Below are 11,469 nucleotides of genomic sequence, written 5' to 3'. Positions count from 1 at the left end.
GCTCAAGGCAGTGGCTAACCTTCTGTTCTTCCCCCAGCCGTTCCCGGATGAGTCGCTCTACAGCCTGGCCGTGCGCTATCACAAGCTAGCGGCCAATCCAGGATACCGCGTGTCAAGCCACGAGCTCTTCGGTAGCTACTCGCGTACCTGTGGTTCCATTTTGCCATGCTGCTTAGGGGCTCTGTCTGAGCGTCTGGGAGGCGCCATTCCCGTAGGAGAGTTGATCAATCGCTTCACACTTTTACCGCTTTATTTGCCGTTTTTGAATGAACAGAAGGGCCGCGATGCCGTTGTTCTAATGGGAGGTAATCGGGGTACAGGACTCAAGATGGCCTTGGGCATAACAGCGTCGCGTTTCCTCCAACACGCCTCGTTTAGATATTGCGAGAGCTGCGTCGGACAGGACATGCTGGAGTGCGGCTTAGCCTACTGGCATCGTATTCATCAAGCTTCGGGCATTTGCGTCTGTCCGCGCCACAGCGAAGTGCTACAGGCGATGAGATTTCCCAAAGGGGCAGATTGGCGTTGCATGTTGCTACCGGGCGAATCAGGTGGAACGCCGGTTATGGACTGTGGAGAACACAGCGCGGCCATTGCGATTGCCCGTATGCAGCTATGGGGGCTCGACCACCCCGATGAGATCAAAGCGATCCAGGCTGGAAATTTTTTCAGGACCCGTTTGGACGAGATGAGTTTTATTAGGTCTGGTCGAATTAGAGAGGGAATGCTGAGAGAGTTCTTAACCAGGCGACTTCGGTGCAGTCCTAGCGCTGCCGAGTTTGAAGAAATGGTTCGGTCCTGTGACTGGGTTTTGCAGATCATACGGCGACGAGAGCGAATCGTGCAGCCCTTCAAGTTCTATTTCCTCTGCTGGCTCCTCGATCTGGAGCTGGAACACCTCAAGACCTACTGTCCAGAGGCCGATATATCCGCTGGTGTTATGGTCTGTCGTGATAGGCCGAATAACCTTACTGATGACAATGACCTCCAAGCCCGCCGGTTAGCCTTTGCAAACAGTGCTAACCCCAAATGTCATGACAAGCCGGGCTATCAGTGGTTGTACCGCCACGACAGGGAATGGTTGGTCAACTATGTTGCTGCAAACCCCTACCTCAGAGATCGAAAGATTCGAATCGACTGGCAATCCAGGGACTTCACCCTTGCGTCAGAGCTCGCTAAAGCTAGGGCGATCTTACTTTCTGTACACGGAAAGCCTCAGCAGGTCACCCGCGCTGCTCTATGCAGGCTTGTGGTAAACGCCCACGCTTTCCTTAAAATGCCGGAACATTTTCCGAGGAGCATAAGGTTGATGGCGGATTTGCTTGAGTCTACTCATGACCACCAGCTGCGTAAAATCCGGTGGGCAATCCGAGAATACTCTCTGACTGAACACTGTGCCATGAGTGTTCTCTACCGTTATGCCGGAATACGGATATCTCGCGTATCCGAAGATGAAATCCTCATGCAGATACGTGACGATATGGACTAGTTCTATTGGCTTCGTGCAAGAGTTTATTGAATATGGATTTTTTCTTCTCTCGCAGGAGGTCTTGCTCATCTTGGTTCGCTAGCAAATTTAAATAATTCTCAGCGGTGTGACATCCTAAAAATACATACATAGGAAATTTGTCACTGGTGGAGATACTGCTCGTGGTAAGTCTCGACGTAATCCCCATTTCTTTGTAAATCAGTTTGGAAATATCCAGCTCGGTGCGTTCGAATTCTCTAGTGCGATTAATCATGAGGCTTGCATATGCGATAAAGTCTGCCGTTCCATCATGTATCATCGGGCCGCGGTAGCCCAGAAGATCTGCGACAAATTTGGCGTACATATGACGGGTTGATCCGAATTCTCGCTTTTGACGTCTTGACCATTTGCCCTGCTTGCTGCACTTGGCTAGGTGACCAATCTCGTGCTTTTTCAGTGGCATTGAGCAGGCCGGACATGTTTCGATTAGAGTGCAAGCATGAGTACTGCAAACCTGTACGGAACCCAACACGTGCCTGCAATGAATATAGGGGCTTCCGCAGTTATTCAAGTCTTCGAGAACGCAATCTGGACAAACTTTCTGCCAAGTCTTTGGTGTGACGATTGCGGTCGCTCGATGACGACCAAGCGCAGCTATCATAGGATACAAAGTGTGGTCGTTTAGGACTAGTTCGGAAATTTTGTGGTCGTCTAGCAGTTTTGGGTAATAAAATTCTTGATGCGGCCGCCACTCTGCTTGCGCGGTGCTTAAGGTTTTACTAATCCCAAAGCCAACACGAGGTATCGGTTTTATATAGAAATCTTCAGTTTTTAGAGATTTAATACCTAGAAGCTCATTGCCTCGCTTAAGCGCTGATGCGACATATTCTCCAGGTAATGGTGCGAAAATTCTCATTAATTGAAGTGCTTGTACACGTTGCTAGACGGGCGGTATGCCATTTTAGTTAGAAGTCACCGGTATCGCATCCACATTGGTGACCGTATTGGGCTATTGTGAAGGTGGAAGGGCGCCGGACGTGCTTGGGAATCAAAATGGCTAGTCTGGCAGCCAACGCACAAGAGGAGGTCGATGCAGTGAATCCTACAAGCACTCGCCCACCTGTTGAATCGCAGGCCTTTCCACCAACGTTCCACCTGGTTCATACCCACCCCGACGGGTTGAGCCAGCTGGAGCTCCTGAGTCTAGTCCAAACAGGATTCTTTTTCAGCGACGTGAAGTGCATGGTCGAGTCATCGAGCCTGTTCAAGGCTCGTAACCTTGTCGGGCGAATCACAGGAAGATCGACCAGAAGCATTCACCGTCTGAGCCATCCCGCTCAGGCCCATCGTCTGGATGCCCAGCAGAGCGCGGTGGCGTTCCAGTATGCGAAAGGACTGGAGCTTGCATCGAAGGTATTTGGCTCTCAGATGCTCGCGGAGCAGTGGCTTTGTCGGCCGTGCGGCCGTTTGTTGGGGTTTGTACCCTTCGAGATGCTCGACACGTCGCTCGGGTTCAGCGTCGTAGCGGACTATCTTGAGCGTATACGCTTGGGTGTCTACCAGTAGCTTGCCTGAGGGCGAGGTTGGTATGCGGCGAGGAGGCAACGCTACCTCTTTTTACATGCGGGACTTACAACCTTGTAATTCCCGTATCACTCAATTGACAGCGATCAACCCCTAATCTTCAGTCACGTTTATTGGAGTGATTGAAATGAAAGTCATCAAAAGTATCACCGCTATCCTGGCCCTAGTGGCTTCGTCAGCCGTACTCGCCGAAGGAGGATCCGACCGTCTGCATGGAAAGATGATTCAGGCCAATGAGCAAGCTATGCGAGCTTATGCCGCTGCCAAGGGAAAGAACCCACCGGAGGTGATCCACTATCGCTACGGGATGCGGCTCGACGTGGCGAAGGTGATCAGCATGACGTCGACCAAGGCGAGCTGTGACGTGATGCCGGCACAGATGAATTACGAGGATTCCAACGGAGACGTGAAAATCCTTGAATACCGGACCGCTGGAGTCGGTTGCCGGGGCCAGAACTGAGCACTGAGCGAGTGGACAGGACTTACTCTGATAAAACGCCGGGTTGAAGCGTCAATTCCGGCAATAGATCGCCTGGTTACCGGCTTTCATGACTGGTGGAGTACGATGAGGACTGGTAGCTCAGGCAGGAGAGTCCAATGACTCAATCAGCGCGCACCACGGTAAAGTGCCTAGATCCCGGCGACGGCTCCGGCGATGTGATTGTGGAATTACCCGATGACATTTTGCGCGAGCTCGGGGTCACGACGGGCGACAGACTCTCCATCGAGCTCATCAACGGCGATATCGTACTCAAGCCAGTCCGCGAGCGCCGTGAATCTGACTAGCTACCCTTTGTAGCCCCTCTCTGTCGTCCTGTTGAGCTGATGAAGCTTTCTAGCGGGGGAATAAGGGACGGCAGTCAGCCTACCGCCGTCCTCCTGGTAGGTGCGTTATTTGGCTGGATAGTTGGCGACTACTTGGTCCTCGCCGCTTTTGATTAAACCAATGACTTGGTAGGCATGGCTTACGCCATCAACCTCCATGCCTGGGGACCCAGCTGGCATTCCTGGTACGGCGATCCCGACTAGATCGTTCCGCCCCCTGAGTTCTCGAATCTGCTCAGCTGGCACGTGACCTTCAACAAACTTTCCGTCGATCACAGCTGTGTGGCAGGACGCTAACCGTGGCGCTACGCCCAGCTTCTGTTTCACTGCGCTCATGTCCGTCTCAACATGGTCGGTCACTTTGAAACCATTGGCTTCCAGGTGCGCGATCCACTTCTTGCAGCAACCGCAGTTCGCGTCTCGGTGAACGTCGATGGACAATGGCTCGGCAGCATAGGCCGCCGAGGTCACCAGAAGCCCAGCGATAGCGGCTAGCCGAACGAATATCCGGTTAGTTGGCATGAGTGTGCTCCTTACCGTCTTTGTGAACATGCGTCTTTGGCGACGATGTCGGGTGGGCATCCGAATGGGCCTCGGCCGCATTGTGGTCACCGTGATGATCTGCCGCTTGAGCGGAGCCTGCGGGTGCAGCTCCATGGTCGTGAGCTGCCTGGGCATGATCGTCGTCTGCCGCTTCATCGTGATCACCATGCTCGGCACGACCGCTCCCGCCGTGCTGGCCCTCATGGTTGTGCATATCGCTTTCACCGCCGCCGTGCTGGTGGCCGCCGCTCGTGGCCACCAAGGCCTTGTACTGCTCGGCATTCATCTGGGGCAGTTGATCCAGGAACGCGACGATTCCCCAGATGTACTCATCGCCCATGCTCTTGCCCCAGGCGGGCATGCCCGTGGCTTTGATACCGTGCTTGATTGTCCAGAATGCGGCGGCTGGATCGCCTCCGACACCCACCTTGGTGAGGTCGGGTGGCGACGGGTATAGCGCTTGGCTTAGCTCAGTCTTCCCAACGCCAGGGGCAAGGTGACAGCCTATACACATGGCGTTGTAGTTGCCCGCCCCCGCTTTGATCAACGCGGCTTCCTTCAGATCAGGGACTTCGATGTCTCGCGCTCGAACCTCAATAGACCGATCACGAGCCATGGCGAGAAAGGAATGGACTGCCGGGAAGTGAGGATCATCAGCGCCGACATTCACCAGACCGAAATAGGCTGTGCCCAATACCGCAGCACTTCCGACAGCACCGGCCCCAAGCAGCGTTGTAATTGTTTTTTTCATGTTGGAATTCTCAGAACCACATCCGGATACCGGCAACGAAGCGTGCCTCATCAACATCTCCACCCTCGTCTCGGATGAAGTCAGCGGTGTTGCCGTAGGAGCGGCTCCAGGTAACGCCTATGTATGGAGCAAACTGGCGGACAATTTCATACCGTAGGCGCAGCCCGACTTCGGTATTGGCAAGGCCCGAGCCAACGCCGCGCTCAGGATCGTTCTTGCCATAGAAATTGACCTCGGCCGTGGGCTGCAAAATCAAGCGATTGGTCAGCAGGATGTCGTATTCGCCCTCAAGACGCGCAGCAGTCTGACCGTTCTCGCCTATAAACGCCGTGGCTTCGGCCTCGAAGTCATACAGAGCCATGCCCTGAATACCAAAGGCTGCCCAGGTCTGTGGGGATTCCGGTTTGAAATCCTGGCGGACCCCGGCGACCACATCCCACCAAGGGCTGACCGAGCGCCCGTACAGGAGTTGCAGCTCAGCATCTTCGGTTACCCCATTGGTGCGCTCGCCTTCCGAACGAACCCAGAGGCGATTAATGTCGCCGCCTATCCAGCCTGATGCGTCCCAGGCCAGGGTGCTGCCCTCATCGGCGTCCTGGTATTCGAGCTGGTCCAACAGGAAGAAGCTGTTGATTCCGCTGTCGTGCACTTGGTGGCCACCCAGGGGCGGAAAGGCCGACTCGCGATCCGCATCAGTGAGCACTGGAATCGGCGTGCGGCTCGTCGTGGTCGGAGAAGTCGCTGAGCTATGGTTCATCTGGGAATGGTCCATGCCCTTCATAGAGCCGTGATCCATGCCCTGCATGTTTCCATGGTTCATTTTGCTGTGGTCCATCTTGTTGTGGTCCACCGGGCTGGATTTACTCTTGCTTTGAGCATGCCCCATCTGGCTGTGATCAACAGGGGCAGGCTTTTTCTGCTGTTTGCCCATCCCCATCTTGCTGTGATCCATCGCCGGCATCGATTCGGATGGAGCAGCATCCATTTGCATGGAGCCGTGCCCCATTTTCGAATGATCCATGCCCGAGTGATCCATTTCTTCAGCAGCGAAGCTGGGCGTTACGCCCAGCATGCTGATCGAAACGGTCAGAGCCAGCAGCGAAGGCCGCCCGAGGCTATTGGCCATCTTTCCCTGCCTTAGCTTTGTCGCTGCCATGCGATTTCATCATTTTGTCGTGGTCCATGCCTTCCATCGAGCCATGGTCCATTCCCTTCATCGAGCCGTGGTCCATACCTTCCATGGAACCATGGTCCATGCCTTCATGGTTCATCCCCTGGCCCTGCTTGTCCTGCGAGCCTTTGGCTTTGCCGGCCTCTGTGGTTTTCTGGGAATGCTGATCATGATTGTCGCTGGACCACGACGACGGGGCATAAACAGCCAGAATGCCTACCATCGCAGCAGAAAGGAAAAAGGCGCTTCGTTTCATTGGTTTGCTCATCTCAAATCTCCAGTTCATTCGTCCACACGTACTTCTCGGAACATGCCCATTTCCATGTGGAACAGTAGGTGACAGTGATAGGCCCAACGTCCCAAGGCATCTGCGGTGACGCGATAGCTTCGTTTTGAGCCAGGTGGCATGTCGATGGTGTGCTTGCGAACCATGAAGTTGCCGTTCTCGTCCTCCAGATCACTCCACATACCGTGGAGGTGGATGGGGTGAGTCATCATGGTGTCGTTGACCAAGGTGATGCGAAGACGCTCGCCATATTTCAACCGCAGCGGTTCAGCGTCGGAGAATTTGATACCGTCGAACGACCACGCGAACTTCTCCATGTGGCCGGTAAGGTGCAGTTCGATTGTCCGTCCAGGCTCTCGACCATCGGGATCGATGAAGGTGCTCCGCAGATCGGCGTACGTCAGCACTCGACGCCCGTTGTTGCGTAGGCCAATTCCCGGATCGTTCAGCTTTGGCGTTGGCGACATAGTCTGCATATCGACCAGTGGGTTGTTGGTCTCGGAAGCCGGATGGCTTTGCATTGCGCCGCTCATGCCGGCCATGCCTTCATTGCCCATCCCAGTCATCTTGCTGTGGTCCATACCGGCCATGCTGCCGTGGTCCATTCCAGCCATCTTGCTGTGATCCATGCCGGCCATGCTGCCCTGGTCCATGCCAGCCATGCTGCCATGATCCATTCCGCCCATGCTGCCGTGGTCCATGCCCATATCGCTCATGGCGATGATCGGGCGTGGATCTACCGCCGGTACGGGCGCTTGCAAGCCTTCGCGAACTGCCAGGGTGCCTCGGGAATACCCGGTACGGTCCATGGATTGCGCGAAAATCGTATAGGCCTGTTCGTTTTCAGGCTCGACGATGACATCGTAGGTTTCAGCAACGGCGATCCGGAACTCATCGACCGATACGGGTTTGACGTACTGGCCGTCGGCAGCCACAACCGTCATCTTGAGCCCAGGAATCCGGACATCGAAATAGGTCATGGCCGAGCCGTTGATGAATCGCAGGCGGATCTTCTCGCCGGGCTTGAAGATACCCGTCCAGTTGCCGTTCGGAGCTTGGCCGTTCATGAGGTAGGTGTAGGTATACCCGCTCACATCTGCGAGGTCGGTGGGGCTCATCTTCATTTCAGCCCACATCTTCCGATCCGCTACAGCGGCCGACCAGCCTTTCTCGCTCACGTCGTCAACGAAGTCGCTGACCGTGCGCTTGTGGAAGTTGTAATAGTCGGACTGCTTCTTGAGTTTGGAGAGCACCCGCGCCGGGTCCTCATCCGTCCAATCGCTGAGCATGACGACGTAATCGCGGTCATATACAAACGGCTCGGGATCCTTAGCATCGATCACCAGTGCGCCATAGACCCCAGACTGCTCTTGGAGGCCTGAGTGGCTGTGATACCAGTAAGTGCCGTTCTGGTGGACCTTGAACTTGTATTCGTACATGCCATCGGGAGCGATGCCGTGAAAGCTCAAGCCCGGCACACCGTCCATATTGGCGGGCAGGATTATGCCGTGCCAGTGAATGGAGGTGTCCTGTTTCAACCGGTTGCGTACACGCAGCGTCACGGTGTCGCCTTCGCGCCATCGCAGGATCGGCCCAGGCACGGAGCCGTTGATGGCCATGGCCGTACGAGCTGCCCCCGTAATGTTGACGGGCAGTTCACCGATATACAGGTCGAATTCATTGCCGCTGAGCACGTTCGGTTGGCCAGGGCTGGTCACAGCCCAGACCGGCGCGCGCCACATGCCGAGCCCACCCAGAAGTCCGGTAGCGGCCAGGCCTTTGACGAATGATCGTCTCGTGGTTTTGCTTTGCATGCCGTTGCGTCCAGTCAGGTAGATCGCTGATATCCAGGCTGCTCGATGGCGCAGCCCTTGGGTTCGTTGGAGCTCTCACCAGTCTCGTAGACTTTCGCTACTGCGCGAGGCTGATGAGAGGCCGTAGTCTGAAACTGCCATAGTTCAGATTCCGGAGTGATTACATTTCTGTAAGCTCGGATCAGCAGCTCTCGTGGCCGACATGCTTGCTGGACTGTGCGGCGACCGGCGGCTGCTCTTTCTCCTGCTGCGCAACCTGATAGGCCTGCATGGAGTTTTGGCGAGCCGCTTCCATCCGCGCAAAGGTCCGGTCCGCGCCGCCCTCTGCCAGGGCGATGCCTGCCATGCCGAAGGTAACGACCACCACAATTGCTTTGACCATGTTCATCTGGAGATCCTCAGTGGGTTCTGCGCCTCATGGCGTCAGGTACAGGGTCAAATTAGCCTCGCGGTGCTGTCAGAAAACTGATCGCGACATTACTTTTCCGTCAGCTTCTGGTTGGGCGTCTTTTTTCCTGCAAACTGGAGATGCACTCCGCGTGGATGAGAGCAGATGAAATTACTCGTAGCCGAAGATGAGCCGAAAACCGGTGTCTACCTCCAGCAAGGCCTAACAGAGGCTGGCTTCACTGTAGACCGGGTGATGACAGGCACTGACGCCCTGCAACAGGCGCAGAGCGAAGCGTATGACTTGCTGATCTTGGACGTAATGATGCCGGGGCTCGATGGCTGGGAGGTCCTGCGCAAGATCCGGGCAGCGGGGAAAGACGTGCCGGTCCTCTTTCTCACGGCCCGTGATGGCGTAGATGATCGCGTTAAAGGCTTGGAGCTGGGTGCTGATGACTACCTTGTGAAGCCCTTTGCGTTCTCTGAGCTGTTGGCTCGGGTCCGCACACTGCTGCGCAGAGGCAACGGTGGTTCTGCTCAAACCACCATGAAGATGGCGGACCTTGAGGTTGACCTGCTCAAGCGCCGGGCTACGCGAAACGGCAAGCGGATCGACCTTACTGCCAAGGAGTTTGCCCTTTTGGAGCTGCTCATGCGCCGACGCGGGGAGGTGCTCCCCAAGTCGCTGATCGCTTCTCAGGTCTGGGACATGAACTTCGACAGTGACACCAACGTGATCGAGGTCGCGATTCGCCGACTGCGGGCCAAGATTGATGACGACTTCGCGCCAAAGCTCATCCATACCGCCCGAGGCATGGGCTACATGATGGATGTGGCAGAGTGATGCGCCCGCAATCATCGCTCGTCAAGCGACTGACCCTGATGTTCATGTTCGCGGTGACTGCTGTCTTGGTCGTTGCCGGCGTGGCTTTCTACGGGCTCAGCCAGCACCATTTCCGGATGCTGGATGAGCAGGCGCTCTCCGAAAAGCTGGAGTCAACGCGTCATATTCTGTCCATTTCAGCAGCGCGAGGCGAGCTCGGCGATCAGGAGCAGCAGCTGCGGGCATTGCTCGGCGCACATCAGGATCTTTCGGCGAAAATCACCAAGGCTGACGGAACGACCCTTTTTTCAGACTCCAAAGCCTCCCAAATTCCTCAGCGGTTCGAGCAGGCGCGCCAGGGTGCGGTCTGGGAGTGGCAGGATGAATCGCAGAACTTCCGCGGTATCACCGCCCAGATGACCATCGCGGGCGAAACGGAACCGGTGACGGCCGTGCTGATGCTCGATGTCACCACTCACGCGCATTTCTTTGTCACCCTGCAATGGTGGTTCGGCATCGGCTTGGTGATCAGCGCGATTGTGAGCGCAGGCTTGGGCTGGGTCGTTGCCAAGAGTGGGCTTCGGCCTGTCGGGCAAATCACCAAAGTGGCCACCGGGATGTCGGCAAGATCGCTCCGCGAGCGCATTCCGCTGGAGCCCGTACCGCTAGAGCTTCAGGAGCTCATCCTGTCTTTCAACGGGATGCTGGGACGGTTGGAGGATGCATTCGTTCGGTTGTCCAACTTCTCTGCCGATATCGCTCATGAGTTGAGAACGCCGGTCAGCAACCTACTTACCCATACCGAAGTGGTGCTCACCAAGAAGCGTGACCTGGATGCCTATGAGGAAAACCTCTATTCGAACCTTGAAGACCTCAAGCGCATGTCGCGCATGATCGACGACATGCTTTTCCTCGCGAAGGCGGATAACGGTCTGATCGTGCCTGAGCAGATTGATGTGGAGCTCTCCGAACTCGTATCCAAGCTGTTCGAGTACTACCAGTTTCTGGCTGAGGATCAAGGCATCCAGCTGACCCTCCAAGGTCGTGGCAAGGTTCGTGGCGATCTCTTGATGATTGACCGAGCGCTTTCCAACCTTTTATCGAACGCGTTGCGCTACACCCCGGAAGGCAACGAGATATCAGTGCAGATCGAGCAAACACGTGAAAACGTGACGTTGTCCATACGTAACAGCGGAGTAACCATCGATCCTCAGCACATTGGCAAGATCTTCGACCGGTTCTATCGGGCTGATCCAGCCAGACGCGAAGGCGGACCAAGCAATGCAGGCCTGGGCCTGTCGATAACACGCTCCATCATCGAGGCTCACAGCGGACGAATTTGGTGTACTTCAGCGGAGGGATTCACAACTTTTTACATCAGCCTTCCAGCCTCCAAGCGGTTGTTTGGTGAAGCCTCTTAATGCTGAATTCATCCCGGTAACCTATATTCGCCCATCATGAAACGCTTCATTCGACTGCTCACCATCCTGATGCTTATCGTGGCGCTTCCGCTTAACGGGATGGCGGGCATCGATTCGGCGACTGAACCTTGCCCAATGCAGACCATGGGCATGGAAATGATGGCGGGCATGGACCATGACTGCTGCCAGGACCAAGAGCCGGGCAAGACTGGTGACCATGCCAAATCCTGCAAGGTAGGCCAGGAGTGCAGAACTGCCAGCACAGTGCAGCTCAGCTTCCTGACGCCTGGACTGACCTATGCCAAGCCACGACCTGCCGATACCTACGCTGTAGGCATAGCAACAGGTTCTCCCCCCGATCCATGGCGTCCTCCCCGCGTCTGACTCCCTCTTAAT

The 11,469-nt window shown here is 55.7% G+C and carries 14 protein-coding genes; 7 read left to right on the top strand and 7 right to left on the bottom strand.

The window, feature by feature from the left end; genetic code table 11:
- The first annotated feature begins 10 nt into the window (after positions 1-10).
- Positions 11-1,489 (top strand): TniQ family protein, encoded by a 1,479-nt coding sequence (locus tag ABRP30_RS27755; RefSeq protein ID WP_031312166.1) that lies wholly within the window; start codon positions 11-13, stop codon positions 1,487-1,489.
- On the opposite strand, the gene ABRP30_RS27750 is transcribed toward ABRP30_RS27755, so the two are convergent.
- Positions 1,461-2,384: a TniQ family protein gene (locus ABRP30_RS27750; RefSeq protein WP_349975560.1), complete on the bottom strand. Its 924-nt coding sequence runs from the start codon at positions 2,382-2,384 to the stop codon at positions 1,461-1,463. The genes ABRP30_RS27755 and ABRP30_RS27750 overlap by 29 nt on opposite strands.
- 137 nt (positions 2,385-2,521) lie before the next feature.
- Between ABRP30_RS27750 and ABRP30_RS27745 the strand changes: the two genes are divergently transcribed.
- The 3 genes from ABRP30_RS27745 to ABRP30_RS27735 all read left to right on the top strand — a co-directional run bounded on the left by ABRP30_RS27745 (position 2,522) and on the right by ABRP30_RS27735 (position 3,838).
- Positions 2,522-3,034: an antitoxin Xre/MbcA/ParS toxin-binding domain-containing protein gene (locus tag ABRP30_RS27745; RefSeq protein WP_023048572.1), complete on the top strand. Its 513-nt coding sequence runs from the start codon at positions 2,522-2,524 to the stop codon at positions 3,032-3,034.
- A 145-nt stretch (positions 3,035-3,179) separates the two neighbouring features.
- The gene (locus ABRP30_RS27740) at positions 3,180-3,512 is read left to right on the top strand and encodes a DUF2790 domain-containing protein (RefSeq protein WP_012316932.1); all 333 of its coding nucleotides are present in this window, start codon (positions 3,180-3,182) and stop codon (positions 3,510-3,512) included.
- A gap of 137 nt (positions 3,513-3,649) precedes the next feature.
- A complete protein-coding gene (locus ABRP30_RS27735) occupies positions 3,650-3,838 on the top strand; it encodes an AbrB/MazE/SpoVT family DNA-binding domain-containing protein (protein ID WP_016489899.1) in 189 nt (62 codons plus the stop codon).
- A 105-nt stretch (positions 3,839-3,943) separates the two neighbouring features.
- Here the strand turns inward: ABRP30_RS27735 and ABRP30_RS27730 are convergent, their stop codons facing one another.
- The 6 genes from ABRP30_RS27730 to ABRP30_RS27705 all read right to left on the bottom strand — a co-directional run bounded on the left by ABRP30_RS27730 (position 3,944) and on the right by ABRP30_RS27705 (position 8,830).
- Positions 3,944-4,399, bottom strand: a complete 456-nt coding sequence (locus ABRP30_RS27730) for a DUF411 domain-containing protein (RefSeq protein ID WP_023048571.1) — start codon at positions 4,397-4,399, stop codon at positions 3,944-3,946.
- Positions 4,389-5,171, bottom strand: coding sequence for a cytochrome c (locus ABRP30_RS27725; RefSeq protein WP_012316930.1), 783 nt, complete (start codon positions 5,169-5,171; stop codon positions 4,389-4,391). The genes ABRP30_RS27730 and ABRP30_RS27725 overlap by 11 nt, the downstream gene beginning before the upstream one ends.
- A 10-nt stretch (positions 5,172-5,181) precedes the next feature.
- The gene (locus tag ABRP30_RS27720) at positions 5,182-6,297 is read right to left on the bottom strand and encodes a copper resistance protein B (protein ID WP_012316929.1); all 1,116 of its coding nucleotides are present in this window, start codon (positions 6,295-6,297) and stop codon (positions 5,182-5,184) included.
- Positions 6,287-6,610, bottom strand: a complete 324-nt coding sequence (locus ABRP30_RS27715) for a hypothetical protein (protein WP_012316928.1) — start codon at positions 6,608-6,610, stop codon at positions 6,287-6,289. The genes ABRP30_RS27720 and ABRP30_RS27715 overlap by 11 nt, the downstream gene beginning before the upstream one ends.
- A 14-nt stretch (positions 6,611-6,624) precedes the next feature.
- Positions 6,625-8,442 carry a copper resistance system multicopper oxidase gene (locus ABRP30_RS27710; protein WP_012316927.1) on the bottom strand — a complete coding sequence of 606 codons (1,818 nt, stop codon included), beginning with the start codon at positions 8,440-8,442 and terminating at the stop codon, positions 6,625-6,627.
- A gap of 181 nt (positions 8,443-8,623) precedes the next feature.
- Positions 8,624-8,830: a co-regulatory protein PtrA N-terminal domain-containing protein gene (locus ABRP30_RS27705; protein ID WP_012316926.1), complete on the bottom strand. Its 207-nt coding sequence runs from the start codon at positions 8,828-8,830 to the stop codon at positions 8,624-8,626.
- Positions 8,831-8,995: 165 nt separating this feature from the next.
- Between ABRP30_RS27705 and ABRP30_RS27700 the strand changes: the two genes are divergently transcribed.
- The 3 genes from ABRP30_RS27700 to ABRP30_RS27690 are packed head-to-tail and all read left to right on the top strand — an operon-like array spanning position 8,996 to position 11,457.
- Complete coding sequence (locus tag ABRP30_RS27700; RefSeq protein WP_012316925.1) at positions 8,996-9,673, top strand: heavy metal response regulator transcription factor; 678 nt, start codon at positions 8,996-8,998, stop codon at positions 9,671-9,673.
- On the top strand, positions 9,673-11,073 hold the full coding sequence (locus ABRP30_RS27695; protein WP_023048570.1) for a heavy metal sensor histidine kinase: 1,401 nt from the start codon (positions 9,673-9,675) through the stop codon (positions 11,071-11,073). Before ABRP30_RS27700 ends, ABRP30_RS27695 begins: the two co-directional genes overlap by 1 nt.
- A 36-nt stretch (positions 11,074-11,109) precedes the next feature.
- Positions 11,110-11,457, top strand: coding sequence for a hypothetical protein (locus tag ABRP30_RS27690; RefSeq protein ID WP_023048569.1), 348 nt, complete (start codon positions 11,110-11,112; stop codon positions 11,455-11,457).
- Positions 11,458-11,469: the final 12 nt, after the last annotated feature.

The sequence above is a fragment of the Pseudomonas sp. WHRI 8519 genome (assembly GCF_040224055.2).
In the GTDB taxonomy this organism is placed as follows: Bacteria; Pseudomonadota; Gammaproteobacteria; order Pseudomonadales; family Pseudomonadaceae; genus Aquipseudomonas; species Aquipseudomonas putida_X.
This window is presented reverse-complemented; position numbering and strand designations above follow the sequence as displayed.

Bases quoted from the DNA above. Each gene is read 5' to 3' on its own strand.
- ABRP30_RS27750 (WP_349975560.1), bottom strand. From the start codon at position 2,384: ATGAGAATTTTCGCACCATTACCTGGAGAATATGTCGCATCAGCGCTT.
- ABRP30_RS27745 (WP_023048572.1), top strand. From the start codon at position 2,522: ATGGCTAGTCTGGCAGCCAACGCACAAGAGGAGGTCGATGCAGTGAAT.
- ABRP30_RS27740 (WP_012316932.1), top strand. From the start codon at position 3,180: ATGAAAGTCATCAAAAGTATCACCGCTATCCTGGCCCTAGTGGCTTCG.
- ABRP30_RS27735 (WP_016489899.1), top strand. From the start codon at position 3,650: ATGACTCAATCAGCGCGCACCACGGTAAAGTGCCTAGATCCCGGCGAC.
- ABRP30_RS27730 (WP_023048571.1), bottom strand. From the start codon at position 4,399: ATGCCAACTAACCGGATATTCGTTCGGCTAGCCGCTATCGCTGGGCTT.
- ABRP30_RS27725 (WP_012316930.1), bottom strand. From the start codon at position 5,171: ATGAAAAAAACAATTACAACGCTGCTTGGGGCCGGTGCTGTCGGAAGT.
- ABRP30_RS27720 (WP_012316929.1), bottom strand. From the start codon at position 6,297: ATGGCCAATAGCCTCGGGCGGCCTTCGCTGCTGGCTCTGACCGTTTCG.
- ABRP30_RS27715 (WP_012316928.1), bottom strand. From the start codon at position 6,610: ATGAGCAAACCAATGAAACGAAGCGCCTTTTTCCTTTCTGCTGCGATG.
- ABRP30_RS27710 (WP_012316927.1), bottom strand. From the start codon at position 8,442: ATGCAAAGCAAAACCACGAGACGATCATTCGTCAAAGGCCTGGCCGCT.
- ABRP30_RS27705 (WP_012316926.1), bottom strand. From the start codon at position 8,830: ATGAACATGGTCAAAGCAATTGTGGTGGTCGTTACCTTCGGCATGGCA.
- ABRP30_RS27700 (WP_012316925.1), top strand. From the start codon at position 8,996: ATGAAATTACTCGTAGCCGAAGATGAGCCGAAAACCGGTGTCTACCTC.
- ABRP30_RS27695 (WP_023048570.1), top strand. From the start codon at position 9,673: ATGCGCCCGCAATCATCGCTCGTCAAGCGACTGACCCTGATGTTCATG.
- ABRP30_RS27690 (WP_023048569.1), top strand. From the start codon at position 11,110: ATGAAACGCTTCATTCGACTGCTCACCATCCTGATGCTTATCGTGGCG.